30 protein-coding genes, 1 tRNA gene and 1 other RNA gene are annotated in these 26,418 nt (G+C 66.8%); 15 read left to right on the top strand and 17 right to left on the bottom strand.

Annotation, left to right across the window (positions count from 1 at the left end; all coding sequences use genetic code 11):
• From D4766_RS12260 to D4766_RS12245, 4 genes are all read left to right on the top strand, one after another.
• Positions 1 to 1,203: a hydrolase gene (locus D4766_RS12260; RefSeq protein ID WP_120717704.1), complete on the top strand. Its 1,203-nt coding sequence runs from the start codon at positions 1 to 3 to the stop codon at positions 1,201 to 1,203.
• Positions 1,200 to 2,216 (top strand): arginine N-succinyltransferase, encoded by a 1,017-nt coding sequence (gene astA, locus D4766_RS12255; protein WP_120717703.1) that lies wholly within the window; start codon positions 1,200 to 1,202, stop codon positions 2,214 to 2,216. The genes D4766_RS12260 and astA overlap by 4 nt, the downstream gene beginning before the upstream one ends.
• Positions 2,213 to 3,469: an N-succinylarginine dihydrolase gene (locus D4766_RS12250; protein ID WP_120717702.1), complete on the top strand. Its 1,257-nt coding sequence runs from the start codon at positions 2,213 to 2,215 to the stop codon at positions 3,467 to 3,469. The genes astA and D4766_RS12250 overlap by 4 nt, the downstream gene beginning before the upstream one ends.
• A 122-nt stretch (positions 3,470 to 3,591) precedes the next feature.
• A complete protein-coding gene (locus D4766_RS12245; RefSeq protein WP_120717701.1) occupies positions 3,592 to 3,834 on the top strand; it encodes a hypothetical protein in 243 nt (80 codons plus the stop codon).
• Between the two features lie 74 nt (positions 3,835 to 3,908).
• On the opposite strand, the gene ssrA is transcribed toward D4766_RS12245, so the two are convergent.
• Together ssrA and mscL are read right to left on the bottom strand one after the other, a co-directional pair.
• Positions 3,909 to 4,253, bottom strand: a transfer-messenger RNA (tmRNA) gene (gene ssrA, locus D4766_RS12240).
• A complete protein-coding gene (mscL, locus tag D4766_RS12235; protein WP_162935794.1) occupies positions 4,240 to 4,716 on the bottom strand; it encodes a large conductance mechanosensitive channel protein MscL in 477 nt (158 codons plus the stop codon). Before mscL ends, ssrA begins: the two co-directional genes overlap by 14 nt.
• A gap of 130 nt (positions 4,717 to 4,846) precedes the next feature.
• On the opposite strand from mscL, the gene D4766_RS12230 reads away from it, so the two are divergent.
• Genes D4766_RS12230 through D4766_RS12210 form a run of 5 tightly spaced genes read left to right on the top strand, consistent with a single transcriptional unit; the run spans position 4,847 to position 8,296 of the window.
• Complete coding sequence (locus D4766_RS12230; RefSeq protein ID WP_120717700.1) at positions 4,847 to 5,470, top strand: LemA family protein; 624 nt, start codon at positions 4,847 to 4,849, stop codon at positions 5,468 to 5,470.
• A 7-nt stretch (positions 5,471 to 5,477) separates the two neighbouring features.
• Entirely contained in the window at positions 5,478 to 6,299 is an 822-nt protein-coding gene (locus D4766_RS12225; RefSeq protein WP_120717699.1) for a TPM domain-containing protein, read from the top strand.
• 7 nt (positions 6,300 to 6,306) lie between these two features.
• Positions 6,307 to 6,987 (top strand): TPM domain-containing protein, encoded by a 681-nt coding sequence (locus D4766_RS12220; RefSeq protein ID WP_325049085.1) that lies wholly within the window; start codon positions 6,307 to 6,309, stop codon positions 6,985 to 6,987.
• Positions 6,984 to 7,529 (top strand): NUDIX hydrolase, encoded by a 546-nt coding sequence (locus D4766_RS12215; protein ID WP_120717698.1) that lies wholly within the window; start codon positions 6,984 to 6,986, stop codon positions 7,527 to 7,529. Before D4766_RS12220 ends, D4766_RS12215 begins: the two co-directional genes overlap by 4 nt.
• Complete coding sequence (locus D4766_RS12210) at positions 7,514 to 8,296, top strand: SDR family oxidoreductase (RefSeq protein WP_120717697.1); 783 nt, start codon at positions 7,514 to 7,516, stop codon at positions 8,294 to 8,296. Before D4766_RS12215 ends, D4766_RS12210 begins: the two co-directional genes overlap by 16 nt.
• Positions 8,297 to 8,326: 30 nt before the next feature.
• On the opposite strand, the gene D4766_RS12205 is transcribed toward D4766_RS12210, so the two are convergent.
• Entirely contained in the window at positions 8,327 to 8,545 is a 219-nt protein-coding gene (locus D4766_RS12205) for a PspC domain-containing protein (protein ID WP_120717696.1), read from the bottom strand.
• Positions 8,542 to 8,664: a hypothetical protein gene (locus tag D4766_RS14125; RefSeq protein WP_267896427.1), complete on the bottom strand. Its 123-nt coding sequence runs from the start codon at positions 8,662 to 8,664 to the stop codon at positions 8,542 to 8,544. The genes D4766_RS12205 and D4766_RS14125 overlap by 4 nt, the downstream gene beginning before the upstream one ends.
• Before the next feature lie 230 nt (positions 8,665 to 8,894).
• Here D4766_RS14125 and recF point away from each other — a divergent pair, with 230 nt between their 5' ends.
• On the top strand, positions 8,895 to 9,968 hold the full coding sequence (gene recF, locus D4766_RS12200; protein ID WP_120717695.1) for a DNA replication/repair protein RecF: 1,074 nt from the start codon (positions 8,895 to 8,897) through the stop codon (positions 9,966 to 9,968).
• On the opposite strand, the gene D4766_RS12195 is transcribed toward recF, so the two are convergent.
• From D4766_RS12195 to D4766_RS12180, 4 genes are all read right to left on the bottom strand, one after another.
• Entirely contained in the window at positions 9,965 to 10,261 is a 297-nt protein-coding gene (locus D4766_RS12195) for a hypothetical protein (protein ID WP_234024800.1), read from the bottom strand. The genes recF and D4766_RS12195 overlap by 4 nt on opposite strands.
• An 87-nt stretch (positions 10,262 to 10,348) precedes the next feature.
• A complete protein-coding gene (locus D4766_RS12190) occupies positions 10,349 to 10,603 on the bottom strand; it encodes an accessory factor UbiK family protein (RefSeq protein WP_120717694.1) in 255 nt (84 codons plus the stop codon).
• Positions 10,604 to 10,640: 37 nt separating this feature from the next.
• Positions 10,641 to 11,192: a TspO/MBR family protein gene (locus tag D4766_RS12185; RefSeq protein WP_120717693.1), complete on the bottom strand. Its 552-nt coding sequence runs from the start codon at positions 11,190 to 11,192 to the stop codon at positions 10,641 to 10,643.
• Entirely contained in the window at positions 11,189 to 11,989 is an 801-nt protein-coding gene (locus D4766_RS12180) for a TlyA family RNA methyltransferase (RefSeq protein ID WP_120717692.1), read from the bottom strand. The genes D4766_RS12185 and D4766_RS12180 overlap by 4 nt, the downstream gene beginning before the upstream one ends.
• 52 nt (positions 11,990 to 12,041) lie before the next feature.
• Here D4766_RS12180 and D4766_RS12175 point away from each other — a divergent pair, with 52 nt between their 5' ends.
• Together D4766_RS12175 and D4766_RS12170 are read left to right on the top strand one after the other, a co-directional pair.
• Positions 12,042 to 12,593, top strand: a complete 552-nt coding sequence (locus D4766_RS12175) for a hypothetical protein (protein WP_162935764.1) — start codon at positions 12,042 to 12,044, stop codon at positions 12,591 to 12,593.
• Positions 12,594 to 12,992: 399 nt separating this feature from the next.
• Positions 12,993 to 14,069 carry a branched-chain amino acid aminotransferase gene (locus D4766_RS12170; protein ID WP_120717690.1) on the top strand — a complete coding sequence of 359 codons (1,077 nt, stop codon included), beginning with the start codon at positions 12,993 to 12,995 and terminating at the stop codon, positions 14,067 to 14,069.
• Here D4766_RS12170 and D4766_RS12165 read toward each other — a convergent pair.
• The 6 genes from D4766_RS12165 to D4766_RS12140 all read right to left on the bottom strand — a co-directional run bounded on the left by D4766_RS12165 (position 14,066) and on the right by D4766_RS12140 (position 20,826).
• A complete protein-coding gene (locus D4766_RS12165; protein WP_162935763.1) occupies positions 14,066 to 15,130 on the bottom strand; it encodes an NAD(P)/FAD-dependent oxidoreductase in 1,065 nt (354 codons plus the stop codon). The two genes, D4766_RS12170 and D4766_RS12165, sit on opposite strands and share 4 nt — an antisense overlap.
• Positions 15,127 to 15,798 (bottom strand): methyltransferase domain-containing protein, encoded by a 672-nt coding sequence (locus D4766_RS12160; protein ID WP_120717688.1) that lies wholly within the window; start codon positions 15,796 to 15,798, stop codon positions 15,127 to 15,129. The genes D4766_RS12165 and D4766_RS12160 overlap by 4 nt, the downstream gene beginning before the upstream one ends.
• Positions 15,799 to 15,822: 24 nt before the next feature.
• A complete protein-coding gene (locus D4766_RS12155) occupies positions 15,823 to 16,869 on the bottom strand; it encodes a type III polyketide synthase (RefSeq protein WP_120717687.1) in 1,047 nt (348 codons plus the stop codon).
• 63 nt (positions 16,870 to 16,932) lie between these two features.
• The gene (locus tag D4766_RS12150; protein ID WP_120717686.1) at positions 16,933 to 18,990 is read right to left on the bottom strand and encodes an NAD(+) synthase; all 2,058 of its coding nucleotides are present in this window, start codon (positions 18,988 to 18,990) and stop codon (positions 16,933 to 16,935) included.
• Positions 18,987 to 19,511, bottom strand: a complete 525-nt coding sequence (locus D4766_RS12145; protein ID WP_120717685.1) for a CinA family protein — start codon at positions 19,509 to 19,511, stop codon at positions 18,987 to 18,989. Before D4766_RS12145 ends, D4766_RS12150 begins: the two co-directional genes overlap by 4 nt.
• Positions 19,512 to 19,815: 304 nt before the next feature.
• Positions 19,816 to 20,826 carry a DNA topoisomerase IB gene (locus D4766_RS12140; protein WP_120718217.1) on the bottom strand — a complete coding sequence of 337 codons (1,011 nt, stop codon included), beginning with the start codon at positions 20,824 to 20,826 and terminating at the stop codon, positions 19,816 to 19,818.
• Positions 20,827 to 20,915: 89 nt separating this feature from the next.
• On the opposite strand from D4766_RS12140, the gene yghU reads away from it, so the two are divergent.
• Together yghU and D4766_RS12130 are read left to right on the top strand one after the other, a co-directional pair.
• Positions 20,916 to 21,803 (top strand): glutathione-dependent disulfide-bond oxidoreductase, encoded by an 888-nt coding sequence (gene yghU / locus D4766_RS12135; protein ID WP_120718216.1) that lies wholly within the window; start codon positions 20,916 to 20,918, stop codon positions 21,801 to 21,803.
• 137 nt (positions 21,804 to 21,940) lie between these two features.
• Positions 21,941 to 22,015: transfer RNA gene (locus D4766_RS12130), tRNA-Gln, on the top strand.
• Between the two features lie 7 nt (positions 22,016 to 22,022).
• On the opposite strand, the gene D4766_RS12125 is transcribed toward D4766_RS12130, so the two are convergent.
• The 3 genes from D4766_RS12125 to D4766_RS12115 all read right to left on the bottom strand — a co-directional run bounded on the left by D4766_RS12125 (position 22,023) and on the right by D4766_RS12115 (position 24,892).
• The gene (locus D4766_RS12125; RefSeq protein WP_120717684.1) at positions 22,023 to 23,003 is read right to left on the bottom strand and encodes an NAD(P)H-dependent flavin oxidoreductase; all 981 of its coding nucleotides are present in this window, start codon (positions 23,001 to 23,003) and stop codon (positions 22,023 to 22,025) included.
• 279 nt (positions 23,004 to 23,282) lie between these two features.
• Positions 23,283 to 24,494, bottom strand: coding sequence for a trans-sulfuration enzyme family protein (locus tag D4766_RS12120; protein ID WP_120717683.1), 1,212 nt, complete (start codon positions 24,492 to 24,494; stop codon positions 23,283 to 23,285).
• A gap of 179 nt (positions 24,495 to 24,673) precedes the next feature.
• Positions 24,674 to 24,892, bottom strand: a complete 219-nt coding sequence (locus D4766_RS12115; protein ID WP_120717682.1) for a hypothetical protein — start codon at positions 24,890 to 24,892, stop codon at positions 24,674 to 24,676.
• Between the two features lie 251 nt (positions 24,893 to 25,143).
• Between D4766_RS12115 and D4766_RS12110 the strand changes: the two genes are divergently transcribed.
• Positions 25,144 to 26,418, top strand: coding sequence for a glycosyltransferase family 39 protein (locus D4766_RS12110; RefSeq protein WP_120717681.1), 1,275 nt, complete (start codon positions 25,144 to 25,146; stop codon positions 26,416 to 26,418).

Below are 26,418 nucleotides of genomic sequence, written 5' to 3'. Positions count from 1 at the left end.
ATGAAACCTTCTCCCGCCCTGTTCACCGACGCCATCGACGGCGACGCGATGCTCGCCGATGCCTGCGCATGGAGCGCGGTCAACACCGGCACTGCCAATCTGGACGGACTGGCCCGGCAGGCGGCAATGCTGGCCGATGCCTTCTCCGCCCTCCCCGGCGAGATCGAGATGGTCGACCCCGCGCCGGTCACCGCGGTCGCCCCGGATGGGAGCGAAGTTGAGAAGGCACACGGCCAGCACCTCGTGCTGCGCGTGCGCCCGGATGCGGAGCGTCGCGTGATCCTGACCGGCCACATGGACACCGTGTTCCCGGCCGATCACCCGTTCCAGGACCAGCAGTGGCTCGACGACGAGACGCTGAACGGCCCCGGGCTCGCCGACATGAAGGGCGGCATCGCGGTCATCCTCCATGCCCTGAAGGCGCTGGAAGCGACCCGCGCGGGCCAGTCGCTGGGCTACGACGTGATGATCAATTCCGACGAGGAAACGGGGTCCCTGTCGTCGTCGGCCCTCATCGCGGAGCTGGCCCGGGGCAAGTACGCCGCCCTCACCTACGAGCCGAGCGCCCTGCCCGACGGCACGCTCGCTCATGCGCGTGGCGGCAGCGGCAACTATTCGGTGATCGTGACCGGAAAGTCCGCCCATGCGGGCCGCAATCCCGAGGACGGGCGCAACGCGATCGTGGCCGCCGCCGACCTTGCCGTCCGCCTGAAGGCGATGACGCATGATGCGCTGTCGGTGAACCCGGCGAAGATCGACGGCGGATCGGCCAACAACGTGGTGCCAGACCACGCGGTCCTGCGTTTCAACATACGTCCGAAATCGGTCGAGGCCGCGGAGACGTTCGCAAGCGATCTGAACGCTTTGCTGCGCAGCATCGAGGCGCAGCACGAAGTCGGCATCCACCTCCACGGGGGCATTACCCGCCCGCCCAAGCCGGTCGACGAACGCGCCCAGCGCCTGTTCGATCTCGTGCGCTCTTGCGGAGCGGAACTCGGCCAGGAGATCGGCTGGAAATCGACCGGCGGCGTATGCGACGGCAACAACATCGCGGCCTGCGGCGTGCCGGTGGTCGACACGATGGGCGTGCGCGGCGGTGCCATCCATTCGCCCGACGAATTCATGATCGTGCCCAGCCTGGCCGAGCGGGCCGCGCTGTCGGCGCTCGTCCTCGCTCGCATCGCTTCGGGAGAAACCGTTTGACCTTCCGCCTTCGCGCCGCCCGCGTCGACGACCTGGAACCGCTGTACGAGATGGCCAAGCTTACCGGCGGCGGCTTCACCAACCTGCCCGCCGACCGCGCCTCCCTCGGCGGGAAGCTCGAACGGGCGGAGGCTGCCTTCGCCCGCACCGACGACGCGCTCGCCGACGAACAGTTCGTCCTGGTGCTCGAGAATAGCGAGACCGGCGACGTGCGCGGTACCTGCCAGCTGATGACGCAGGTGGGCCAGCGCTGGCCATTCTATTCCTACCGCAAGAATACCCTCACCCAGCAATCGCAGGAACTGCAACGCACGGTGCGCGCGGACCTCCTCAGCCTCGTCACCGACCTCGAGGGGTCGTGCGAGGTCGGCGGGCTGTTCCTGCACCCCAACGAGCGCGCGGGCGGGCTCGGCCTGCTGCTCGCGCGCAGCCGCTACCTGTTCATCCGCATGCATCGCCAGCGCTTCGCCGACCGGATCTTGGCCGAACTGCGCGGCATCATCGACGAGCGCGGCGGATCGCCGTTCTGGGACGGTGTCGCCGGGCGTTTCTTCGGCATGACTTTCCAGGAAGCGGACTATTTCAACGCGATCAACGGCAACCAGTTCATTGCCGACCTGATGCCCAAGCACCCGGTCTATGTCGCGATGCTCGACGACGATGCGCGCGACGTGATCGGCATGCCCCACCCCACGGGGCGTGCGGCCATGCGGATGCTGGAGAACGAGGGATTCCGGTTCGACGGCTACGTCGACATTTTCGACGGCGGCCCGACGATGACCGCGCGGACCGACGACGTGAAGTCGATCCGCGACGCGCGGCCGGGCCGGGTGACCGACGCCAACCTCGATATCGGCGAGCGCGCGATCATCGCGACCGGTACTCTCGGCGACTTCCGCGCAGCCTACGGCATGCGCGACTTCGGGCCGGACGGCACCGTGGCGATCGATCGCAAGGCCGCGGCCGCGCTCGGTGTCGGGGACGGCGACGAGGTCTGGAGCGTGGCGCGGTGAGCGGCCTTGTCGAGATCAATTTCGACGGGATCGTCGGGCCGAGCCACAATTACGCCGGGCTCAGCCTCGGCAACCTCGCCGCGACCAAGAACGCCGGCGAGACGAGCTACCCCCGTGCCGCGGCCCTCCAGGGTCTCGCCAAGATGCGCCACAACATGGCGCTCGGTCTGGCGCAGGGTTTCCTCGTTCCCCTGCCCCGGCCCAACGGCGATTACTTGCGGCGCATGGGCGCGAGCGGCGGGAATTCCGATCCCGCGCTGACCGCGGCGGCGTGGTCGGCGAGCGCGATGTGGACTGCGAATGCGGCGACCGTCAGCCCTGCGCCCGACACTACCGATGGCCGGTGCCACATCACGCCGGCCAATCTCGTAACGATGCCGCACCGGGCGCAGGAGTGGCGCGACACGGCCCGCCAGCTTGCGCTCGCGTTCGCGGACCGGGCACATTTCGCGCTGCACGATCCGGTCCCCCCGAGTTTCGGCGACGAGGGCGCCGCCAACCACATGCGCCTGTGCGAATCTCACGATGCCCAAGGGGTCGAGGTGTTCGTCTACGGCCGCACCGGCGGCGCCTTCCCGGCCCGCCAGCACGAACAGGCCAGCCGCGCGGTCGCCCGCCTGCACGGCCTCGAACCGGCGCGCACCGTCTTCGTCGAGCAGAACCCTGCCGCCATCGCCGCCGGAGCGTTCCATAACGACGTCGTGGCGGTCGCCAACGAGCGGGTGCTGTTCACCCATGCCGAGGCATTCGCCGATCAGGCGGCGGCTTACGAGGCGATGCGGGCGGCTTTCCCTGCGCTCGAGGTGGTCGAGGTGCCGTCCGCCGCCGTCTCGCTCGAGGAGGCGATCCGGACCTATCTCTTCAACGCGCAGCTGGTGACCCTGCCCGACGGCGGACAGGCGCTGATCGTGCCGTCCGAATGCCGCGCCAGCGCCGCCGTCTGGTCCTGGTGCGAGGCCATGCTCGCCGGCAACGGCCCGATCCGTCGGGTCCTGCCGGTGGACGTCCGCCAGTCGATGGCGAATGGCGGAGGCCCGGCCTGTCTGCGGCTGCGCGTCGTCGCCGACCTCGCGACGATCGATCCGCGCTTCCTGCTGGACGCCGCGAAGGCGGATGCGATCGAGAAGACGATCGCCGAGACCTGGCCCGAACAGATCGATCCCGCCGATCTCGGGCGCGCGTCGCTCGTCCAGACAGTCGTGGGTGCGCGCCGCGCGCTCCTCGAAGCGCTGGGCCTGCACGAACTCGGTTAACGCGCTCGACACATCGTCGGCCTCGTTTACACTCCCGGATGCGTTAACCGTCGCGAGGCGCGCGAACCCGCCGATGGCACGGGTTTTGCTCCTCGCCTCGTTAAGGAAATCTGCCGGGACTCATGCTCAAGAAACTAGGCCGCCTGTTCGTCATCAAGACCCGGTTCGAGGCGTGCCTCGTGATCTTCGCGCTGGCGCTGGGCGCATGCGAGCGCGGCATGCATTACCTCGACCAATTCCCGGGCTTCGGCGGCAAGATACTGTTCCTCACGGCGACAGGATCGGTGTTCCTGGCCGGGGCCAAGATTTTCGACTGCCTGCGCTACGAGAAGGAAAGACGCGAGGCAGACATCGTCGCGACTTAGCTTGGCGCCCCGTCCCGACCCGTCGATGAGAATAAGGTGGGGCGGTTCTGTTGCTAGGCCCGCCCCGGGCCCCCGGTTTCCGATTCTGTTACCCGGTTCGGTCCGAACCGTGCTCAACGCTTTGTAAGATCAGGCCGTTAGGCCGTCAGGTTACGCAGCGAGAGCAAGTGCTTCGTTGTCGTTGGCACTTGTGTGTTGTGAGCCTATTTGCGGGTTACTCAGCCCGAGCAAAAACAGTGCTTTTCAATACACGTCGATCCTGGTTCGGCCCCATGATCCCCGCGACAATCGAGGATTTGGTGGAGCCGCCGGGTACTGCCCCCGGGTCCGCTGTATCTATTGCACACCGCAATTTATCGCCATAGCCGGCCGAAGCCGGCACGATCCGATATAGGGGATGGCGGCTTAATGTGAAGTGGCTGGATCGTCCTTGCGCATCTCGGCCAGGATTTCCTTCAAGACGTCGAGTTCCGGGTTGGTCGGTACGTCCGGCACTTGCGAAGTATCGTCGGCCGCCTTCTGCTTGGCCTCGATATCCTCGATCACCTTGTTCGCGCTGCGCACGATGAGGAACAAGGCGAACGCGATAATCAGGAAGTTGATCAGCTGGGTGATGAAATCGCCGTAGCCGATCATCGCCACACCGGCTTCCTTCAACTGCGCATAGTTGCCGGGATCGCCGCTATAATCCGCCGGGATTTCCCCGAGCCGGATAAAGAAGCGGGAGAAATCCACGTCGCCGAAAATCCAGCCGATCAGGGGCATCAATATGCTTTCGGTCAGCGATGTCGTGATCTTCCCAAAGGCCGCTCCGATGATCACCCCGACCGCGAGATCGAGAACATTGCCCCTCGCGATGAACTTGCGAAATTCCTGTAGCATTCGCCCCCCGCTATCCAATCTTCGACATCGTCTGTGATACGCGTCCGTGTTGCAAGCGCAAGCCGGTGTGCTAGGGCTGCAATACAGGCCGGCACCGTCCGGCGTTCTTGTGACAAAGGGGTTTGCCGCAATGACCTTCACCGCCATTCGCCGCGCCGGAATCGTGGCGCTCGCCGCCGCCGGGCTCTCAGGCTGCGGGATCAACTCGATCCCGACCAAGGAAGAAGCCGCCAAGGCGCGCTGGGCCGACGTGGAGGCGACGTTCCAGGAACGCGCCAACCTCGTCCCCAACCTCGCCGAGGTTGCCAAGGGCGCCGCCGAACAGGAACGCGGCATCCTGACCGACGTGATCGAAGCGCGCGCGAAGGCGACCAGCGTCCAGATCAACGCGAACGACCTGACGGACGAAACCAAGATGGCCGAATATCAGGCCGCGCAGAACCAGCTCGGCGCCGGGCTCGGCAGACTGCTCGCGAACTTCGAAGCCTATCCGGACCTGAAGTCGATCACGAACTACCAGATGCTGCAGGGCCAGCTCGAGGGGATCGAGAACAAGGTCCGCATCTCGATCCGCGACTACAATGCCGCGGTGCAGGACTACAACACCGAGATCCGCACCTTCCCGAGCGCGATCGGCGCCAACGTGATCTACGGCAGCGAGCCGCTGGTCCCCTACAAGTCCGTTACGCCCGGCGCCGAAGTCGCCCCAACCCTCGACATGACGCCCAACGGGTCCGCCACGGCGGCCCGCTGAGCCCATCATGCGCGCGGTGGCGCACTTCCTCGCCTCGCTGGCGATGCTCGGGGCGGCGCTGTTCGCGTCGCCCGTGTTCGCGCAGACGTTTCCCGAGCGGGGCACGGCGTCGGTCCTCGACAATGCCGACGTACTCGACCCCGCAACGGAAGCGGCGCTGTCGGACAAGCTCGACCAGTTCAACCGGCGCACACAGCGCCAGTTCGTGGTCGCGACCATTCCGAGCCTCGAAGGCTACGACATTGCCGACTACGGCTACCGGCTCGGTCGCTACTGGAGCCTCGGCGACGAGGAACGGAACGACGGGGTGATCCTCCTCGTGGCGCCCAACGACCGAAAGGTGCGGATCGAGGTCGGCTATGGCCTCGAACCTTACCTGACCGACGGATATTCGACCCTCATCGTCCAGAACACCATCCTGCCCAGGTTCAAGGAAGGCGACCTGCCCGGCGGCATCGTCGCCGGCGCCGACGAGATCATTAAGCAACTCGAATTGCCGGCGGAAGAGGCGGCTCGCGTCGCGCAGGAAGCGACCGCCCCGGCGGAAAGCGACGGCATTCCGTTCGGCATGATTATCTGGATCGCCTTCATATTGTTCTTCTTCATTTTGCCGCTGATGCGCGGGGGCAAACGCGGGCGGCGGCACAACGGCACGCTGACCGGCAGCACCATCGGCGACATCGTGGTGTGGGAAGCGGGCAAGTCCATCCTCGGCGGCGGTTCGCGCGGCGGCGGCTGGGGCGGCGGCGGCGGCTTCGGCGGGGGTGGGGGTGGCTTTTCGGGCGGCGGCGGCAGCTTTGGCGGCGGCGGTGCGAGCGGTGGATGGTGAGCGACCGATGACGATGGGATACCTCAGCGATGCCGAGCACGACGCGGTCTCGGCCGCGGTGGCCGCGGCGGAGGAGCATACCGCGGGCGAGATCGTGACGGTGCTTGCCGAACGGTCGGACGGCTACAGCGACATCCAGCTCGGCTGGGCGATCGTCGCGGCGACGACCGCCCTCGCCCTGCTGACCGCCTTCCCAAACTTCTTCCTGGCAAGGGTCGACTGGCTGCTGGGCGACTGGAACAGCGAGTGGACCGAAAGGGGTCTCCTCGGCCTCGCGCTACTGGTGGTCGTGGCCAAGCTTGCCGCGGTCTGGCTGGTCCAGATGTGGCAGCCCCTGCGGTTCGCCCTCGTCCCCCCGCCGGTCAAGAAAGCCCGCGTGCGCGACGCGGCGGTCCGGCACTTCAAGGTCGGGGCAGAACGCCGCACGCATGGTCGCACCGGTGTTCTGATCTACCTGTCCATGCGCGAGCGCCGCGCCGAGATCGTCGCCGACGAAGCGATTGCCGAAAAGGTTTCCGCCGACGTCTGGGGCGATGCGATGGCCGACATGCTCGTCCACATCCGCGAAGGGCGCATCGCCGAGGGGCTGACCGCCGGGATCGCCGATGTCGGTACAGTGCTCGCCGAACACGCGGTGCGCCACGAGAACGACGTCAACGAACTGCCCGACCGGCTGATCGAGGTATGACCGCCGACCGGGACGAGCCCGAGGAGATCGTCTGGCAAGGCCGGTTCGTCGTCGCGAAAAAGCGCGGACGGTGGGAATACGTCGCCCGGGCGCGCAACATCCGGGCGGCGGTGATCCTGGCGATCGAAGACGGTCACGTCCTGCTGGTGGAACAATACCGCGTGCCGCTCGGCAAAGTGTGCCTCGAACTGCCCGCCGGCCTCATCGGCGATCACGACGACAGCGAGGGCGAGGATCCGCTCGCCGCCGCGGGCCGCGAGCTGGAAGAGGAAACCGGCTGGCGCGCCGACCGCCTAATCGATGGCGGCGAATTCTATTCCTCGCCCGGAATGGTCAGCGAGAGCTTCACGCTGGTGCGTGCGACCGGGCTCCGCCGTGTCGGCCCCGGCGGCGGGGTGGCAGGCGAGGACATCACCGTCCGGCGCGTCCCCCTTGCCGGGCTGGCCGGTTTCGTCGAAGACCGCAGGAAAGCAGGCCTCGGCATCGACGTTCGAATAATGGGTCTGCTGCTGGCGGGAGAAAACGGATGGCAGGACGGGTAGCGGGCAAGCTGGCCCTGGTGACGGGTGCGGCGCAGGGCCTGGGCGCGGCCCATTGCGAAACGCTGGCGCGCGAAGGCGCGCGTGTACTCTGCACCGACGTCAACGGTGCGGGGGCGGAGGAAACGGCGGCGCGGATCAACCGCGCCCACGGCGCGGGGACGGCCTTCGCCATGCAGCACGACGTCACGAACCCCGACCACTGGGACGTTGCCATAGAAACGGCGCGCGACGAGCTCGGCGGTCTCAGCGTCCTGGTCAACAACGCAGGCGTCGGCGTGCGCGGCAACATCGAAACATGCACGCTCGAAGAATGGCGGCGCGGCTTCGCGATCAACGTCGATTCGGTTTTTCTCGGCTGCCAGAAGGCGCTGCCGCTGATGAAGGATCACCAGCCCGGCAGCATCGTCAACATCAGTTCGATCGCCGGCCTGATCGCCAGCGACACCATGCCGGGATACAACGCCAGCAAGGCGGCGGTGTGGATGCTGTCCAAATCGGTCGCGCTTTACTGCGGCAAGATGGGCTGGAACATCCGCTGCAATTCGGTCCACCCCACGTTCGTCGACACGCCGATCCTCGACGGCATTACGAAAAGCTCGGGCCATCCGAAGGATGTGGTGATGAGCAAACTGGCGCGGCAGATTCCGCTGAAGCGGGTCGGCGTTCCGCGGGAAATCGCCGATGGCGTGCTGTTCCTCGCCAGCGACGAGTCCAGCTTCATGACCGGGGCCGAACTCAAGCTCGACGGCGGCATCAGCGCGATGTGAAATGTGGAGGGAGCCCCCGGAAGGGCTCCCTCAGTCGGCGATCAGCGCGATCGCCAGGTAGACCAGGGCGAAGGTCCCGAAACCGAGGATCGTACCGGCGGCGAAGCCGATGCGGACCCACATCGGCTCTATGCCGAAATAGTCGCCGATTCCGGCGCAGACGCCGAAGACCTTGCCGTTGCCCTTGTCGAGGCGGAAGCCCTGCCGTGACGGTGCAACGGCAGGGCGCTGGCGGTCGAGATTGCTCATGCCAGGTTTCCCGCGACGATCGCCGAGCTCTGCATCACCGGCGCGATGGCGAAGGCGAGCATGAAGACGCTGAAGGCGACCGAAGCGAAACCGGCGGCGAGCTTGTTGTGAAGAGACATGGTAATTTCCTTGTTCAATCGGTGTCGGGAGGACCATCCTTCCGATGCAACAAACTTCGCAAGCACCGTGCCAATTCGCGAGAATGGCGGATTTCCGCGGTTTCCACATACGCAACGATAAACGTGCGATGAATGCTTCGCTCAAGGTTGGGAAATTTTCCGAACCATTGGGACCGGCGATTTCGCGGCTGTCGCAACCGCCGACGCGCGGCTAGGAAACGAGCCAATTCATGGCCCTCGATCGCATCACTCTTTCCAGCTTTCGCAATCATTCTGCCACGACGTTGGGCGGCACGGCGGCGTTCAACCTGCTCGTCGGCGACAACGGCGCGGGCAAGACCAACGTGCTCGAGGCACTGTCGCTGTTCGCCCCCGGGCGCGGGCTCCGGCGCGCACCGATCGGCGAGATGGCGTCGAGCGCTGGCGCCGGCGGGTTCACCATCGGCGCCTCCCTCGCGGCGGAGGGCGGCGAGCCCGTGCGGCTCGGCACCCTCACCGATCCCGCGCGGCCCGCCCGGCGGCAGGTTCGCATAAACGGGGCCGAGGCGAGCGCGGTCGCCCTGGGCGAGTGGCTGGCGCTGGCATGGCTCACCCCGGCGATGGACGGCCTGTTCACCGGTAGCGCGGGTGACCGCCGCCGCTGGCTCGACCGGATGGCGGTCGCGCTCGACGCCGGGCACACTCGCAGCGCGACCCGGTACGACGCTGCCTTGCGCGAACGCAACCGGCTGCTGGCTGCCGAGGAAGCGTCCGACCCGCTGTGGCTCGAGGGTGTGGAGGCGCAGATGGCCGAAGCCGGCACGATGCTCGCCGCGGGACGATCCCGGCTGGTGGAGGCATTGTCCGGCGAACTCGCGGACTTGCCGTCCGAGCCTTTCGCCCGTCCCGATCTGGCGCTGGCCCCCGGTGGCTCGATCGACGCCGACGCCCTGCGCGCCGCCCGCTCGCGCGATCGCGCCGCCGGACGGACGCTGGAGGGGCCGCACCGGGCCGACCTAGTGGTCACGATGGCAGGCAAGAACCAGCCCGCGGCACTGTGCTCGACCGGCGAGCAGAAGGCGTTGCTGATCGCGATCACGCTGGCGCACGCGGGGCTTGCCTCGCGCGGCCGACCGGCGGTGCTGCTGCTCGACGAGGTGGCGGCTCACCTCGATCCGGTACGCCGCGAAACGCTCTACGACCGGCTAGCGGCGAGCAGCGCCCAAGTGTGGTTCACCGGCACCGAGACCGCTCCGTTCGAACCGATCCTGGGCCGCGCCGCCGTGTGGCGAGTGGCCGACGGAGCCGCAACGAGGGAGGGCTAGGTGGCCGTCTCCATCACGTCGGAGCAATCGGCGCAGATCTCTGTCAGACCGGCATTTTTGGCTGCCATTCGGTCCTTCGAGGCGGCGACCGCCGGGCTTCTGCCGCGCCCCAGGCTCCAGTTCGCCTGCATCCGCACCTGCGGATTGGGCGCGCACCAGATTTCCCCGGTAGCGTCGATGGCGGTGATCCAGAGCAGGTTGTGCTCCGGCCCGTAGTCGATGACGCCAAACGCCAGCCCGTCCCCCTTGTCGAGAACGTGAAGCGGCATCGGCGGATTGAGCTGGGTGAACATCGCGAACGATCCTTCCAACCGATCAAGCGGCGGGAAGGAAACGGGTTCCGCGAACTGCCTTTTATCAGGCCAGCGCTGCGAGCGCGATCAGTCCTTCGCGGCGAGGCGCGCTTCGAGCATCGCCACGCGGGCGGACAAGGCATCGGCCTCGGACCGCGCCCGGGCTGCCATGTCCTTCACTGCGTCGAATTCCTCGCGGCTGACGAAGTCCATCCCGCCCAGCGCTTCCTTCACGCGTTCGCGGCCCGCCTCGCGCGCTTCGCGTGTGACGCCCGCGACGGTTCCGGCGGCGGCATTCGCCAATTTCACGAGATCGGCGATGATGGGGTTTTCGCTCTGCATGGCACGCTATGTGGAGCGCGCCCGCGGCCCCTGCAAGTCAGAATTCGTAACGCTGCTGCGCGCCGTTCTCGACATCGGTCCCGCCATCGGGGTTGAGCTCTAGGAACTGCCAGTTCAGCGCGGTCGCAAACAGGATCCACGCAAGATACGGCAGCAGCAGCAGCGCCGCCGACCGGCGCACCCGCCAGAACAGCACGATGGTGACGATCACCAGCACGTCGAGCACACCGATCACGATCATCGCCGCGCGAATGTCGTGCAGGCCGAAGAACACAGGCGACCAGGCGAGGTTGACGAGCAGCTGGGCGGCGAAAGCAACGATCGCCGTGGTCCTCCCCCGCGCGCCCCACGCGGCGCAGACGATCGCGAGGGCGAGACCCATCATCACGTAAAGGATCGACCAGACGATCCCGAACCACATCGGTGGCGGGAAGATCGCGGGCTTGTCGAGCGACTGGAACCACGCACTTCGTGCATCGCCGCCGAACTGGCCCGACAGGAACCCGAGCAGCAGGACCAGCGGCACGGTGAACAGCGCCCAGCGAATGAAACTGGCGCGCAACTGGCCACGCGATGCGAGAGCGGTCATGGAGACTCCATCGAAGCCGAATCGTCGCCCGATGTGTGACCGACGAGCGAGGCGGGCGCAACGGTACCGCGCCGCGCGACGATCAGGAACTCGACATTGCCTTCCGGTCCCGTGATGGGACTGCGCACGATTCCGTCGACCGCCCAGCCCTTCTGCTCGAGCCAGGCGCGCACGTCGTCGCACGTCCGTGCATGAAGCGCGGGGTCGCGCACGACGCCGCCCTTGCCCACTTCCTCGCGCCCCACCTCGAACTGCGGCTTGATAAGCGCGACCAGCCGGCAATCGGGCGCCGCGAGAGCGAGCGGCACCTCGAGCACCTTGGCAAGGCCGATGAAGCTCGCGTCGCACACGACCCAATCGCACTGCGCGTCGATCAGGTCGGCGGTGAGGATGCGGGCGCTCGTCTGCTCGAGCACGGTCACGCGCGGGTCCTGCCGCAATTTCCAGGCGAGCTGGTTGGTGCCCGAATCGACCGCGAAGACGCCCGCCGCGCCCCCCTGCAGCAGGACATCGGTGAAGCCGCCGGTGGAACTGCCGATGTCCATCGCCGTCGCACCTGCCGGATCGAGCCCGAACGCCTCGATCGCATGCGCCAGCTTGATCCCCCCGCGGCTCACCCACGGATGATCGCGCCCGCGCACGTCGATCTCGGCATCCTCGGCAATCTGCTGTCCCGGCTTCTCCAGCTTGCGCGTGCCCGAGAACACTACGCCCGCCATGACGAGCGCGGCCCCGCGGCTCCGGCTTTCCGCCAGGCCGCGTTCGTGGAGCAACTGGTCGAGGCGCTTCTTTCCCATGGACCTTTCGTCGCCTAGCGTGCGTTGGACCCTCGTGGAACCGGGAGATATCATGCGTTTTCGCCCCACCGACTGCAAATGGCCCCTCGTGGCGCTCGCCTCGATGGCCGCCGCGGCGTGCACCGCGCCCGCGCCGGAGCCCACTCCGGCCCCGCCGGCGGCACGCCCGACGCCGCCGCCCGTCGCCGTGCCGACACCGGTGCCGACCTTCGATACGTGGATGGACGCGCCGCAGACGCCCGGCGACTGGTACTACCGCACCGGCGGCGGCACCACGCGCGCACTGTTCGGAGAGCCCGGTGCCGATGCGCGTTTCGCGGTCACCTGCCAGCTCGGCCAGCGCCGGGTGACCTTGGCCCGCGCAGGTGCCGCGAGCGGCCCGGTTCCGATGACCATCCGCACGGAAACGGCCACCCGCGCGGTAGCGGCGACCCCGGGGGGCGACCTGCCCTCGCTCGTCGCAACCCTCGGGGCCAGCGATCCGCTTCTCGATGCCATCGCGTTTTCGAAAGGACGCTTCGCGGTCGAGGTCGCCGGTCAGCCTGCGCTTTACCTGCCCAGCTGGCCCGAGATCACGCGCGTGATTGAGGACTGCCGCGGATAGCAAAACGGCCCGCAAATCTGGCGGGCCGGAAGGCTCGATACTGACAGTGAAAAAGTTATTTTCAAGGCTTGTGTTGAAGCGGCGAAGAACTCACATTCCTCCTCGAGGCCAGCGACCCACGCGGCACTCGGCCCCGGTGAAACGGCGGTCTGGCTTTCTAAGCGCGAAAGGAGGTGATCCGATGTCTCATGGTTCAGCAGGGAGGTCGGTGACGACTCTCGCGGAGCATTATCGGTAGTCTCCAACGCCGATAGAGGCTTCGTGGGCGGCCGCACCGGCCGCTGACCATGCGAAGGGCGGTTTGCGCAAGGCGCAAGCCGCCCTTCTCATTTTGCGCGTCCTGCAACGCTCGCGATTGCCCGGCTTGCGAACGCGGGCCGGCGGTCCTAACCGCCGCGGATGGACTTCGAACACCTGCCCCACCCCGCCCCAGTGCCCGGCGAAACCCGCGCGCAGGCGATCGCCGACCCGGGCTTCGGCACCGTCTTCACCGATCACATGGTGACGGTCGACTATACCGCCGGCGAAGGCTGGCATTCCGCCCGCATCGGCCCGCGCGAGCCGCTGTCGATCGACCCGGCCTGCGCGGTGCTCCATTACGCGCAGGAAATCTTCGAAGGGCTGAAAGCCTACCGCCATCCCGACGGCAGCTTCGCGCTGTTCCGGCCCGAGGAGAACGCCGCGCGCATGAACCGGTCGGCCGACCGACTGGCGATGCCGCACATGCCCGAAGAGTTGTTCGTCGCCGCCTGCCGCGAGCTGGTGCTGAAAGACGCCGACTGGTTTCCCACCGTCGATGGCGGATCGCTGTATCTGCGGCCCTTCATGTTCGCGTCCGAGGCGTTCCTCGGCGTGCGGCCAGCCAGGCAATACAAGTTCCTCGTGATCGCGAGCCCGGCGGGCAATTATTTCAAGTCGGGCGTTCCCGCGGTCAGCATCTGGGTCAGCCGCGACTATGTGCGCGCGGCGCCGGGCGGTACGGGCGCGGCCAAGACCGGCGGCAACTATGCCGCCAGCCTCGTCCCCCAGGCCGAAGCGATCGAGAAGGGACACGACCAGGTCGTCTTCCTCGACGCGGTCGAACGCAAGTGGATCGAGGAACTGGGCGGCATGAACCTGTTCTTCGTGTTCGACGACGGAAGCGTGGTCACCCCGCCGCTGGGCGGCACGATCCTGCCTGGCATCACTCGCGACAGTCTGATCCGCCTGCTTCGGGACGAAGGCCTCACGATCCGCGAGGAACGCTATTCGATCGACCAATGGCGCGCCGATGCCCAGAGCGGGAAGCTGATCGAGACAATGGCCTGCGGTACAGCCGCGGTCGTCACACCGGTCGGCCGGGTCGAGGGACCCGAGGGAGAATTCACGATCGGTTCGGGTGGCCCCGGTCAGCTCACCGGCAAGCTGCGCGAACGGCTGGTGGCGATCCAGCGCGGGCAAGCGCCCGATCCGCACGGCTGGGTGATGAAGCTCTAGATCCGCGTCAGCGCCATCGCGGCGCGGGCAAGCGAGGGCACCGCGCGCGTGGCCCAGCCGAGGACGCGCGCACCCGGCCCCGTTTCGGCGACGCGCCACACCAGCTTGGCCGTACCCACCGGCCGGGCCGCGCGATGAGCGAAGTCGCGCTGGAAGGTCCGCGCATCCTCGCCGGCGAGGAAGGCTGCAGCGGCGGCCTCGCCGCTCGCCATCGCGATCGCCATGCCCTCGCCGGCCAGCGAAGGTATCACCGCCGCCTGGTCACCCAGCCTCCAGAGGCCGGGATCGGTATCGTGCGCGATCCAGCCGTAGGGCACCGAACCGACCGTATCGATCTGCGCATCGTCCGGCGCGAAGGACATGCGCTCGGCAAAATGCGGATTGGCATCGGCGAGGCGGCCGAACAGCGCGCGCGGTCCGCCGCCCGCTTCGGCCAGCAGCGACTTGCGCAGCGCCATGCACACGTTGGCGCTGCCGTCTTCCTGCAGGACGATGCCGGCGTAGCCGCCGCGGAACAGGTGCAGTTCGATCCGTCCCTTCAGCAGCGCTCGCAGCCGTTCGTGGGCGGGCAGACGAATGCGCAGGCCGAGCGCGGGATCGCCGTCCTCGCGCGGCCGGGTTGACCCGCGAACGTCGTGCTTGCCGCTGGCGAGGAATATCGCGTCGGAGCGCCATTCGCGCGCCTCGCCTTCCACCACGCCATGGGCGACCGAACGGGCGCGATCGATCTCGAGCTTTGCCCCCTCCCCTACGGCCCGGCGCCGCAGCGCGGTATCGAGCGCGTGCCGCGACAGGCCGAAGCCGGGGGACGGGAGATCCGCCGTCGCTTCCGACCGGCCGGCGATAAGCGCCAGCGTATCGACCGGATGCGCGCCCAGCTGGACCGGCCCGATGCCCACCGCGCGCAGCCGCTCGGCCGTCTTCCAGCTGAGGAAGCCGCCGCACAGCGCATCGACGACCGCCGCGTCGCGGTCGATGAGGATCGGTGCGGTGCCCCGGCGAGCGAGGTGGATCGCCGCCATGCTGCCCGCGGGCCCGGCACCTAGAACGATGGGCGTCATCGTCGCAGCTTCTCGACACATAGGCGAAAGGGGAATTGCCGGTAGACCCGCGCGCCGTCGATGCCCGCATCGCCAAGGATCGGCGCCCATTCCGCCGGTCGATAGGAGCGCGCGATCGACAACCGACCGTCATGCCGCACGATGGGGTGCCAGCGCATCAGCCCAGCAAGCAACGGCCAGCCCGCATATGCAAAACCGTGGCGGTGAAGATCGTTGACCAGCCAGCCGTGCGCGCTCTCGCGGTCCATGAATCGCAGGAAGGCGACGAGCTGGGCCCGCGTCATGTGATGCGCGACGAGGCTGGAGACCACGCAGTCCCACCCCTCGCCAGCGAGGTCGGCGTAGTCGCCGGCGCGGTACTCGATGCCGCTGCCCGGGGCCGTGGCGGCTTGCGCCGCGGCAACGCTGCGCGGATTGAGGTCGACGCCCACCAAACGGGCGACGATGCCGCAGCGCCCGGCCCAGCGCGCGATGGCGCGCAGCATGTCCCCATCGCCGAAACCGACATCGAGCAGGGCGAACGACGTGCGCGATCCGATGGCTCGCTCGAGGAAGGCGAGCGTCGGCCGCCGCGCCATCGTCAACGTGTTGACCTGCGCCAGATCGCGGAGAACGTCGGTATAGGTACCCGCGTCGAGCGCGGGGTCGTCCATCAGCTCTTCGGCCATGGCGCGCTGTTCAAGCACGCCCGCTCACCCGCCGGTGTGGCCGAAGCGGAACCCCTCCATCGCAAGGCCGGGTCCGAACGCGAGCGCGACGCCGCTGGCCGGCTCGCGCCGCATGATCCGCTTCAGCGCGAACATGAGTGTGGAGGAACTCATGTTCCCGCACGTGCGCAGAACCTCGCGCGAATCGTCGAGTGCGTCGGGGGCGAGGTGCAGTCCCTTTTCCACCGCATCGAGGATCGAGCGGCCACCCGCGTGGACCGCCCATGCCTCTATTTCGGCAGGGTCCGCCCCGCCGGTCACGCGCGCGCGCACTTCGGAGCGGGCGAGCGCCGCGGCGATGCGGCCGGGTACCTCGCCCGACAGGCGCATATGGAAACCCGTGTCGCCGATCCGCCAGGTGATCAGCTCGTCGCTGTCCTCGAGCGCGGCGGAGATGCCGTCGCCGAGCGCGAGGCCGGGTTCGCGATCGGTAACGATCGCGGCGGCAGCGCCGTCGCCGAACTGCGCGCCCATCAGCAACGGTTCGAGCTGGACCTCGTCCTGATGATGCAGGCTCGACAGCTCGACCGTCACCACGAGGACGCGTGCGCCGGGCTGGGACCGAACGATATGCCGCGCCGTCCTGAGCGCGGTCACCGCTGCGTAGCAGCCCATGAAGCCCACGAGCACCCGCTCGACATCGTCGCCGAGACCGAGTCGGCGGGCGATGATCTGATCGATGCCCGGCGCGACGAACCCTGTGCAGCTCGCCACCACGATATGGGTCGGGTCGCCGAGTTCGGGCAGGCCGGCGATGGCGCGCAGCGCCAGTTCGGGCGCTTCACGCGCATAGATCGCCATTCGGGCCGCAGTGGTGGGCGCATCCCCGCCGTAGAAACCCACGCCCTCGCCCAGCCGCGCATCTTCTTCGGCGAGTACCGACCAGCGATGCTCGATACCCGAACGGTCGGCCATCCGCTCGTAGAGCCTGGCCTCGCGCGTGGATTCGAGCTTGCCCACCGCCCAGCGGCGATAGTCGGCCTCGAAGTCGAGATCGGGCACCGCGGTCGCAATCGCCGTGAGCGTGGCCATGTCAGGCGGGTCCGGTGTTCATTGGCAACTCAACGGAACATACGGCGATTCGTGCCGGACGGCTCAACCCGCCGGCACATTTTCGCGCAGTTCGTCGAGCCAGACATCGGCCACCGCGTCGGACGGTGCGCGCCAGTCGCCGCGCGGGCTCAACGCACCGCCCGCACTCACCTTCGGCCCGTTGGGCAGCGCGCTCCGCTTGAACTGGCTGAAACCGAAGAACCGGCGGAGGAAATTCTCCAGCCAGTGCCGGATCGTCGCGAGATCGTATTCGTGCTTTGCTTCGTCCGGAAACGCCAGCGGCCACCGGCCCCGGCTCGCATCGCGCCAGGCGTGGTACGCCAGGAACGCGACCTTCGACGGTGTCTGTCCCCACCGGATCGTGTGGTGGAGGAAGAAGTCGTTGAGTTCGTAAGGTCCGATGATGCTCTCGGTGCTCTGCATCGCGCCGTCGGCTCCGGGGGGAACGAGCTCGGGACTGATCTCGGTGCCGACGATATCCTCCAGCACCGCGTCGGTCTCCGCATCGAACTGGTCCGTGCGTGCGGTCCAGCGGATGAGATACTGGATCAGCGTCTTGGGCACGCCGGAGTTGACCCCGTAATGGCTCATCTGGTCGCCCACGCCGTACGTGCACCAGCCGAGCGCCAGTTCGCTGAGATCGCCGGTGCCGATCACGAAGCCGCCATGCTGACCGGCGAGTCGGAACAGGTAGTCGGTGCGAAGGCCAGCCTGCACGTTTTCGAACGTCGTGTCGTGGACCGGTTCGCCGTCGGCCCAAGGGTGTCCGATATCTTCCAGCATACGGGTCGCGGCAGGCTTGATGTCGATCTCGTCGGCGGTGATGCCGATCGCCTGCATCAGCCGCCAGGCGTTCGACTTGGTCCCCTCGGACGTCGCGAAGCCGGGCATCGTGTAGCCCCGGATGGTTGACCGCGGGAGGCCGAGCCGGTCGCACGCCTTCGCCGCGACAATCAGCGCATGGGTGCTGTCGAGCCCGCCGCTTATGCCGATGACGAGGCTTCTGGACTTCGTCGACTCGATGCGCCGCATGAGCCCGTCGACCTGAATGTTGAACGCCTCGAAGCAGTCCTCGTCGAGCTTCTCGGGCCGGTTTGGCACGAAGGGAAACCGGCGGACGGGGCGAACGAGGCCGACATCGGCGAAGGTCGGTTCGTGAGAGAAGGAAACGATCCGGAATACGTCCTCGGGGCGGCCGGCTTCCTCGGCCGCATCGTTGAACGTCTGCATCCGCATACGATCGGACAGGATGCGATCGCAATCGACGTCTGCGATGCAGAGTTCGGGCTGCAACGCGAAACGTTCGCTGGTCGCCATGAGGTCGCCCAGTTCGTACACCATGCCCTGCCCGTCCCACGCGAGGTCGGTGGTGCTCTCCCCGTGGCCCGAAGCGGAGTAGATGTAGGCCGCGACTGCCCGGCTCGACTGCGCCCGGCAGAGAAGGTGCCGCTCGTCCGACTTGCCGATGGTGATGTTGCTGGCCGACAGGTTGGCGAGGATCGTCGCCCCGGCCAGCGCGGCGTAGGTCGAAGGCGGGATAGGCGCCCAGAAATCCTCACAGATTTCAACGCCCACCCGGAAGCCCGGCAGTTCCTCCGCCGCGAAGATGAGGTCGGTGCCGAACGGGACCGTGTCGCCGCCCACCTCGATCGCCATCCCCTGTATCTGCCGGCCATTGGCGAACCAGCGCTTCTCGTAGAACTCGCGGTAGTTCGGCAGGAAACTCTTGGGCACGACACCCAGCAGCCGTCCGCGATGGATCGCGAGCGCGCAGTTGTAGATGCGCCCGTTGTGGCGCAGCGGCGCACCGATAAGCAGGAGCGGACGGAGATCGCGGCTCGCGGGGACGACATCGCCGACCGCCCGCTCGACCGCATCGAGCATCGCGCGCTGCAGATGAAGATCGTCGATCGCGTAGGACGACAGGCACAGTTCGGGATAGACGAGCAGGTCGACGTGCGCCTCGTGCGCCCGCGTCGCCTCCGCCACGATTGCGTCGCGATTGAAGGATACATCGGCGGTGCGGACCTGCGGCGTGCTGGCGGCCACGCGGACCATGCCATGCGTGTGGAGCGAATAGAACGGATGGGATTCGGTCATAGGGATAGAACCTCATCCAACATCGCAAGTGCCACATCAAGCGCCGCGATGCGCACCCCAGGCCGGCCGATCGGGCCGAAGTGCTCCTCCCTGTGGTTGCATCGACCATCTCGAACCACGCAGGCGAAATGAACGAGTCCCTCCTCGTCATCGGGAGCGCCGGGCCCTGCAAATCCCGTGATCGACACGGCAATATCCGCACGGCTTCGATCGAGCGCGCCGGTAGCCATGGCTATGGCGGCCGCCTTGCTGACGGCGCCGTCGGTAGCCAGTATCGCGGCGTCCACCCCGAGCAGATCGGTCTTCGCCCGGTCCGAATAGCTGACGAACCCGCATTCGAAGACGTGACTTCGTCCGCGAATATCGGTCAGTAGCGCTGCGAGCATGCCGCCGGTGCAGCTTTCGGCACTGGCAAGAGACATTCCGCGATCGTGCGCCCGATCGACGACAGCCTTCGCGCGTGCCGCGGTCGCATGCGGAATGGCGGATTCGAACGTTTCGGCGGTGAATGGACTGGTCATAGGGTTCGGCCACGCTCCTCGAATTTGGCGAGTACCATACTGTGCCACGAACTACACACGAGCCGGTATGCGCGGCGGAGGGAAGTGCAATCGGACTCAGGACCGTTCGACTTGCTTCAGTTCGCCAGCGTGGCCGAGCGGACTGGCGGGACAGTATGCATTGCATGCGTCTGTTGCGCGAGCGGCTGCTTGAGATGTGCATCAGGGCCGCCAGTTTCGCCATGGTTTGCCGTTACGGGTCCGTCCTCGACCGCCAACCGTCGCGCATCATCCATCGACTTCGCTTTGCGATACCATCCGATGATCAGGCGGCAGCGAGCAGCTTGGCAGCCTTGGGTCCGCTTTCGAGCAGTTCGATCAGAGCTCTCTCTTCCCGGCTCAGCCATTTCGTTTCGCGCGGCATCTTGAGGCTGTCGCGCCACTTTTGTTGGCCATCGACCAACGCGATCACCGCGGGGTGAACATAGCTGCGCCGGGTGACCGCCGGAGTGTTGCCGAGATGATCGGCGACTTCCTGCAGCAGCGCCTTCAGCGTCAACTGCCCCTCCGCCTCGGCCAGTACTTTCAATGCGAGGACGCTGGCATGCCACGTGCGAAAGCTCTTGGCGGTGAAGTGTTCACCCATCGTTTCGCACAAGTATTCGTTGACGTCGCTCGATCCGATCGAGCGTCGCTCCCCGTCGTCGGTCTCGTACTGAAACAGGCGCTGGCCCGGTAAATCCTGCATAACGCGCACGACGCGGCTGAGGTTGCGGTCGCTGAGGACGAGGTCGCGTTCCACTCCGTGCTTGCCCCGGAAGCGGAAGCGCAAAGTGTGACCCTTCACGACGGCATGCTTCTGCGTCAGCGTCGTGGCACCGAAACTCTTGTTCGTCCTGGCGTACGTATCGTTTCCGATGCGGATCGCGCCGAGGTCGAGCAATCTCACGACGCTGGCAATGGCCCTTTCTCGCGTCAGCGACTTCACCTTGAGATCGTCCTCCACCCTCTTTCGCACGAGCGGCAGCAGGCTGCCGAAACTCACGCAGCCGTCGAACTTCTCACTCTCGCGCGCGGTGCGGAACTCGGGGTGGTAGCGATACTGCTTGCGGCCCTTGGCATCGATGCCGGTCGCGAGGATATGGCCGTTGCCACCCGGGCAGAACCAAGCGTCTGTGTAAGCCGGCGGCAACGCCACCCTGTTCAATCTGTCGCGCTCGTCGGGATCGGTTATCAGCTTGCCCTTGGCGTCGTAATAGGACCAGCCGCGCCCGCTCTTCTTGCGGGTGATGCCCGGCATATTATCGTCGACATAGATGAGCTTGCTGGCGACCATCATTCGATGAACGGCGATGCGCGCTTGCGGTTCCGTTCTCCCCCGGCCACCTTGGCAGGCGTTATCTCGTTAAAAAGGATGCGATGCCGATGGCCGATGCCGCCTATACCCCGCCCAAGGTCTGGACGCACGACAAGGAGAACGGCGGACGCTTCGCCGCAATAAACCGGCCGACCGCCGGCGCGCGGCACGAGAAGGATCTGCCCGTGGGCGAGCATCCCTTCCAACTCTATTCGCTCGGCACCCCCAACGGTCAGAAGGTGACGATCCTGTTCGAGGAATTGCTCGCCGCGGGCCATTCCGGTGCGGAGTACGATGCCTGGAAGATCGACATCGGCGCGCTCGACCAGTTCGGCAGCGGCTTCGTCGCGCTCAATCCCAATTCGAAGATCCCGGCGCTGGAGGACCGCAGCGGCGCCGAACCGTTCCGCGTCTTCGAAAGCGGCGCGATCCTCATCCACCTGGCGGAAAAGTTTGGCGCGTTCCTGCCGCGCGAAAACCTCGCGCGGGCCGAAGTGCTGAGCTGGCTGATGTGGCAGATGGGCACCGCCCCCTTCATCGGCGGCGGTTTCGGCCACTTCTATGCCTACGCGCCCGAGAAATTCGAATACCCGATCGACCGCTACGCGATGGAAACGAAGCGCATTCTTTCGGTTGCGGACATCCGCCTCGGCGAGACCGAGTACCTCGGCGGCGACGAGTATTCGATCGCCGACATGGCGAGCTACGGCTGGTTCGGCGCGCTGATACGCGGGGATGCCTACAACGATGCGGCGACGTTCCTGTCGATGCACGAATACGAGAACGTCGCGCGCTGGGTCCGCCTGCTTGAGGACCGCCCCGCCGTCCGCCGCGGCCGCATCGTCAACACCGGCAAGATGGCCGAACGTCATTCCGCCGCCGACTTCGACGCCATCGAGGATCCGTCGGTGCTCGAGAAAGTTCGCTGGCGGTCGCTGGAGCCTGCCGACGACTGAAGGGGAGCGTCGGCAGGAAAAACTGGCTGGGGCGGCAGGATTCGCTCGCCAGCGAGCCTTCTTCGCCTCTTCGCGGCTGCGAATCCGAACCGGGTCTTTTCTTAAGCCACAACGCAGCTATAGGGGCGCCTCGCTGCTGGGGCGTCGCCAAGTGGTAAGGCACCGGTTTTTGGTACCGGCATTCGCAGGTTCGAATCCTGCCGCCCCAGCCAGCCCTTTCTAGGCCGCCGCGCGGTCCAGCCGCCCCTTCACCGCTTCGGCCTGCGCCATGATGTTGGCGACGAGTTCCTTGCACGTCGGGATGTCATGGACGAGCGCCTGGCTCTGCCCTGCCGACCAGATGCCGCCGTGAATGTCGCCGTACTGGTCCACCGCTTCGCGCGCGCGTGCGCCGGACATGAGGTGCTTCACGTCGTCGAACGTCGTCGACGGGTCGCGCTGGATCGTGGCGACTTCCTCCGACACCTTGTTGCGCGCCACACGGGCCGTGTTGCGCAGGTTGCGCCCGACCAGCACCGTGTCGAGTTCGGTGTTGTCGACGATCGCCTGCTTCACGTTGGGATGAAGGCGCGCTTCCTGCGTGGCGCAGAAGCGTGTGCCCATGTTGACCGCATCGGCCCCCAGCGCGAGCGCGGCGACGAGGCTGCGCCCGTCGGCCATGCCGCCACTGGCGACGATCGGCGTGTCGGGCAGCGCATCGACGGTGGCGGGCAGCAGCACGACAAGGCCGACGTCGTCCTCGCCCGGGTGTCCCGCGCATTCGAAGCCGTCGATGCTGATCACGTCGACGCCTTTGCGCACCGCGCTTTCGGAATGGCGCACGCTGGTGCATTTGTGGATGACCTTCACGCCCGCTTCCTTGAAAGCGGGCAGGTGATCGGTCGGCGCGCGACCGGCCGTCTCCACGATCTTGAGGCCGCTCTCGATGATCGCCTCGCGGTATTCGTCGTAGGGGATCGGGTTGATCGACGGCAGCAGAGTCAGGTTCACGCCGAACGGCTTGTCGGTGAGACCGCGGACCTTCTCGATCTCCTCTTTCAGGGCCGCCCCGCTGGGAAACATGTGCGCGGTGATGAAACCGAGCGCGCCGGCCTCCGCAACCGCGGCGACGAGTTCGCCGTAGCCGACGCCCGTCATCCCGCCCATCATGATCGGGGTCTCGATCCCGAACATCTCGGTGATCCGCGTCTTGAAGGCCATCGCTTTCGTCTCCCGCTTTACGTTTGCGTCAACCTGCCGTGCTACAGCGCGGCTGGCAAGCGGGATTGCGGGGACCCGGCGCAGATCCGGGACCTGCGAGCATTATAAACGATGCGCTGCGTATCATGGCGATCCGCTTGCCGACCGCTCGTACCGACCATGGTTTCGAAGTCGCGCTGGGTGGCGCGAGCCCGTTTGCGTGCCTGAGTCGCGCGGCCGTGCGGCGGATTTAGCCGCGGTGGTTCGCCACAGCCGATTTACGGCAGTCGTTGGAACGCCCTAGAGCCCCGCTGCCGACAGAGCCTGGTCGAGATCTTCGGCAATGTCGGCGACGTCCTCCAGCCCGATGTTTATCCGAAGCAAGCCTTCGGTGACGCCCATCTCGGTGCGCGCTTCGGCACTGAGGCCGGCGTGGGTCGTGCTGGCCGGATGGCACATCAGGCTGCGCGAATCGCCGATGTTGTTCGATATGTCGACCAGCTGGAGCGCGTCGAGCACGGCAAAGGCCTGCTCGCGTCCGCCGGGTACCTCGAACGCGAAGATCGGTCCGGTACCGTCGGGCATTTGCCGCACGGCGAGTTCGTGACGCGGGTGGCTCGGCAGGCCGGGGTGGAGGATGCGGGCGACGCGCGGCTCGACCAGCTTGCCGATCTCGAGCGCCGAGACGCTTTGTGCCTTCGCCCGCATGGCAAGGGTCTCGAGCCCTTTCAGCACGACCCACGCGTTGAACGGCGACAGGTTGGGCCCGGTGTTGCGCTGGAAGGGCAGCAAGACGTCGTCGACGAACTGCTGCGAACCGCATACCGCGCCGGCCAGCACCCGGCCCTGCCCGTCCATCAATTTCGTCGCGCTGTAGGCGACGACGTCGGCGCCGTATTCCATCGGGCGCTGCAACGCGGGCGAGGCGAACGCGTTGTCGACCACGGTGACGATGCCGCGCGCCTTCGCAAGGTCGCAGACGTAGCCGAGGTCGACGACGTCGAGTGTCGGGTTGGCCGGTGTCTCGAAGAAGAAAACCTTGGTGTTCGGGCGGATCGCGGCGTCCCATTCGCCGTCGACCGCGCTGTCGATAACGGTGGTTTCCACCCCGAAGCGGGGAAGCAGGTGATCGACGAGCCAGCGGCAGCTGCCGAAGGCGGCGCGCGCCGCGACCACGTGGTCTCCGGCCGACACCTGGCACAGCAATGCGGCTGTCATGGCCGCCATTCCGCTCGCCTGCACGCGGCAGGCCTCCGCCCCCTCCAGCAGCGCGATGCGTTCTTCCAGCATGGCGACGGTCGGGTTCTGAAGACGGGAATAAGTCATGCCGTCCGCCTCGCCGGCGAAGCGCGCGGCAACCGTGGCGGCATCGTCGTAGGTGTAGCCCGAGGTGAGGAACAGCGCCTCGCTCGTCTCGCCATGTTCGCTGCGCCATGTCCCGCCGCGTACGGCGCGGGTGGCGGGGCGCCAATGGCGCGTCACGGTGCGGTCGGTTCCGCTCGTCTTCTTCATGGCGGCGCGTCTAGAGCGTGCGTGCGTGGCGGCGCAAACAAAACCGGCTTTGCAGCCGCGAAGGCGCAGGACTCTCGACCCGCGGACCGCGCGCGATCGCGCACAAGCCAGACACAACGAAAAAGCGGGACCCTTGGGGCCCCGCTTTCGAAATATCCGTTCGCGTCGGACAGTACCCTTTACGGGCTGACCGGATCGTCACCGTCCTTGGTGGCGACGACGACCGCGAGCGCGACGATGATCAGCGCGGCGATAATCGCGAAGGTCGGCGTGCCGCCGCCCATGTCGCTGGCTTCTTCGATCGGAGCGGCAGTGCGAGCCGGAGCAGCCTGCGCGGCGACCGGCGCGATCGCCAGGCCAACCGCAGCGGTGGCAAGCGAAAGTTTGCGAAACGACATTGTATTCCCCTTCTGAAACTCTTCTTCGACTCGATCGCCGAGAACGCGTTGGATCCCAACAGTCGAATCGCCGGCACGAACTGTATTCACGAAATCCGTGACGATTTCGATGCCGGTAGAAGCCGCTATGCCACAATCGGTTCCAAATTCCACACAATTCGTCGCAAATCAGCTGTAAACCATCGCATTCGTCCGATGCCGCCGGTCAGAGGTTGCGCGCCTAAGGATGCCAAACTAACCGCTTTTTCCCGATGACCGACAGATTGCACCGCCCCCTCGATCCCATCGGCTGGTGCGCCGCGATCGCGTTCGCATTCCTTGCGTTGCTGTCCATTCGGCTGGGCATTCCGACCAAGCCCTACTTCGACGAAATCCACTACCTGCCTGCCGCGCGGGCCATTCTGGCAGGGTCGGACTGGCTCAATCGCGAACACCCGATGTTCGGCAAGGAGGTGCTGGCGGCCGGCATCGAGGCATTCGGCGATTCCCCCTGGGCTTGGCGGCTTCCCGCCGCACTCGCAGCGACCCTCACGCTGTTCGCCGCGATGCGCGCGCTGTGGTTCGCGGGCCAGTCGCGGTTCGCGACCCTCGCCTACGGGATTCTCCTCGCGACGGGTTTCATGCTCTTCGTCCACGGCCGTATCGCGATGCTGGATGCGGTGATGGTCGCCTGTCTCGCGGTCGCTTTCTGGCAAATGGCCGCCGCGGTGCGCGAGCCGGAGCATGGCCGCCGCAGCCTCGCCTTCGCCGGCATCGCGCTGGGTCTCGCGCTCGGCACCAAGTGGAACGCCATCCCGCTGGCGCCCCTGCCGGGACTCGCGTTTCTCGCAATTCGCCTTCACGCCTGCGGCTGGAGCGGGCTTGTCGGCAGGCGCGGCGCGCCCGTTCCCGGCATCCGCCTGCCCGAAGCGGCGGTATGGCTCGGGCTGGTTCCGCTTGCGGTCTATGCCCTGACGTACCTTCCCGCATGGCTCATCGCTCCGGCCGACCTGCCCGACGGCGGGTTCGTCGGCCTGCATCAGATGATGCTCAAGATGCAGGAATCGGTCGTCAAGCCGCATCCCTACCAGAGCATCTGGAGCGACTGGATCGTCGACCGCCGGGCGATCTGGTACCTCTATGAAGCGGTCGACGGCGCGCAGCGCGGGGTGCTGCTGATCGGCAATCCGCTGACGATGCTGGCCGGGCTCCCGGCCGTGATCTGGTGTGCCTGGGCCGGCATCGCGCACCGCCGGTGGGACGCGCTCGCCGTTGCAATCATCTATGCCGCCAGCCTGGGGTTCTGGATCGTCGCGGCCAAGCCGATCCAGTTCTACTATCACTACTTCGTGCCCAGCATGGCGCTGCTCGCCGCGCTGGCGATCGCGCTCGACGCGCTGCGCCGGAAGGGCTGGGGCTGGCTCTCGTGGACGGTGCTGGCCGGTTCCGCCGCCATGTTCGCCTGGTTCTACCCCATCCTCAGCGCCGCGCCGCTGCCGGATGCGCGCGGGTTCGAAAAATGGATGTGGGTCGACAGCTGGCGCTAG

This window comes from Tsuneonella amylolytica, assembly GCF_003626915.1.
Taxonomy (GTDB): domain Bacteria; phylum Pseudomonadota; class Alphaproteobacteria; order Sphingomonadales; family Sphingomonadaceae; genus Tsuneonella; species Tsuneonella amylolytica.
This window is presented reverse-complemented; position numbering and strand designations above follow the sequence as displayed.

Coding starts and splice junctions, on each gene's coding strand:
- D4766_RS12260 (WP_120717704.1), top strand. CDS start 1: ATGAAACCTTCTCCCGCCCTGTTCACCGACGCCATCGACGGCGACGCG.
- D4766_RS12245 (WP_120717701.1), top strand. CDS start 3,592: ATGCTCAAGAAACTAGGCCGCCTGTTCGTCATCAAGACCCGGTTCGAG.
- mscL (WP_162935794.1), bottom strand. CDS start 4,716: ATGCTACAGGAATTTCGCAAGTTCATCGCGAGGGGCAATGTTCTCGAT.
- D4766_RS12230 (WP_120717700.1), top strand. CDS start 4,847: ATGACCTTCACCGCCATTCGCCGCGCCGGAATCGTGGCGCTCGCCGCC.
- D4766_RS12225 (WP_120717699.1), top strand. CDS start 5,478: ATGCGCGCGGTGGCGCACTTCCTCGCCTCGCTGGCGATGCTCGGGGCG.
- D4766_RS12220 (WP_325049085.1), top strand. CDS start 6,307: ATGACGATGGGATACCTCAGCGATGCCGAGCACGACGCGGTCTCGGCC.
- D4766_RS12215 (WP_120717698.1), top strand. CDS start 6,984: ATGACCGCCGACCGGGACGAGCCCGAGGAGATCGTCTGGCAAGGCCGG.
- D4766_RS12210 (WP_120717697.1), top strand. CDS start 7,514: ATGGCAGGACGGGTAGCGGGCAAGCTGGCCCTGGTGACGGGTGCGGCG.
- D4766_RS12205 (WP_120717696.1), bottom strand. CDS start 8,545: ATGAGCAATCTCGACCGCCAGCGCCCTGCCGTTGCACCGTCACGGCAG.
- D4766_RS14125 (WP_267896427.1), bottom strand. CDS start 8,664: ATGTCTCTTCACAACAAGCTCGCCGCCGGTTTCGCTTCGGTCGCCTTC.
- recF (WP_120717695.1), top strand. CDS start 8,895: ATGGCCCTCGATCGCATCACTCTTTCCAGCTTTCGCAATCATTCTGCC.
- D4766_RS12195 (WP_234024800.1), bottom strand. CDS start 10,261: ATGTTCACCCAGCTCAATCCGCCGATGCCGCTTCACGTTCTCGACAAG.
- D4766_RS12190 (WP_120717694.1), bottom strand. CDS start 10,603: ATGCAGAGCGAAAACCCCATCATCGCCGATCTCGTGAAATTGGCGAAT.
- D4766_RS12185 (WP_120717693.1), bottom strand. CDS start 11,192: ATGACCGCTCTCGCATCGCGTGGCCAGTTGCGCGCCAGTTTCATTCGC.
- D4766_RS12180 (WP_120717692.1), bottom strand. CDS start 11,989: ATGGGAAAGAAGCGCCTCGACCAGTTGCTCCACGAACGCGGCCTGGCG.
- D4766_RS12175 (WP_162935764.1), top strand. CDS start 12,042: ATGCGTTTTCGCCCCACCGACTGCAAATGGCCCCTCGTGGCGCTCGCC.
- D4766_RS12170 (WP_120717690.1), top strand. CDS start 12,993: ATGGACTTCGAACACCTGCCCCACCCCGCCCCAGTGCCCGGCGAAACC.
- D4766_RS12165 (WP_162935763.1), bottom strand. CDS start 15,130: ATGACGCCCATCGTTCTAGGTGCCGGGCCCGCGGGCAGCATGGCGGCG.
- D4766_RS12160 (WP_120717688.1), bottom strand. CDS start 15,798: ATGGCCGAAGAGCTGATGGACGACCCCGCGCTCGACGCGGGTACCTAT.
- D4766_RS12155 (WP_120717687.1), bottom strand. CDS start 16,869: ATGGCCACGCTCACGGCGATTGCGACCGCGGTGCCCGATCTCGACTTC.
- D4766_RS12150 (WP_120717686.1), bottom strand. CDS start 18,990: ATGACCGAATCCCATCCGTTCTATTCGCTCCACACGCATGGCATGGTC.
- D4766_RS12145 (WP_120717685.1), bottom strand. CDS start 19,511: ATGACCAGTCCATTCACCGCCGAAACGTTCGAATCCGCCATTCCGCAT.
- D4766_RS12140 (WP_120718217.1), bottom strand. CDS start 20,826: ATGGTCGCCAGCAAGCTCATCTATGTCGACGATAATATGCCGGGCATC.
- yghU (WP_120718216.1), top strand. CDS start 20,916: ATGGCCGATGCCGCCTATACCCCGCCCAAGGTCTGGACGCACGACAAG.
- D4766_RS12125 (WP_120717684.1), bottom strand. CDS start 23,003: ATGGCCTTCAAGACGCGGATCACCGAGATGTTCGGGATCGAGACCCCG.
- D4766_RS12120 (WP_120717683.1), bottom strand. CDS start 24,494: ATGAAGAAGACGAGCGGAACCGACCGCACCGTGACGCGCCATTGGCGC.
- D4766_RS12115 (WP_120717682.1), bottom strand. CDS start 24,892: ATGTCGTTTCGCAAACTTTCGCTTGCCACCGCTGCGGTTGGCCTGGCG.
- D4766_RS12110 (WP_120717681.1), top strand. CDS start 25,144: ATGACCGACAGATTGCACCGCCCCCTCGATCCCATCGGCTGGTGCGCC.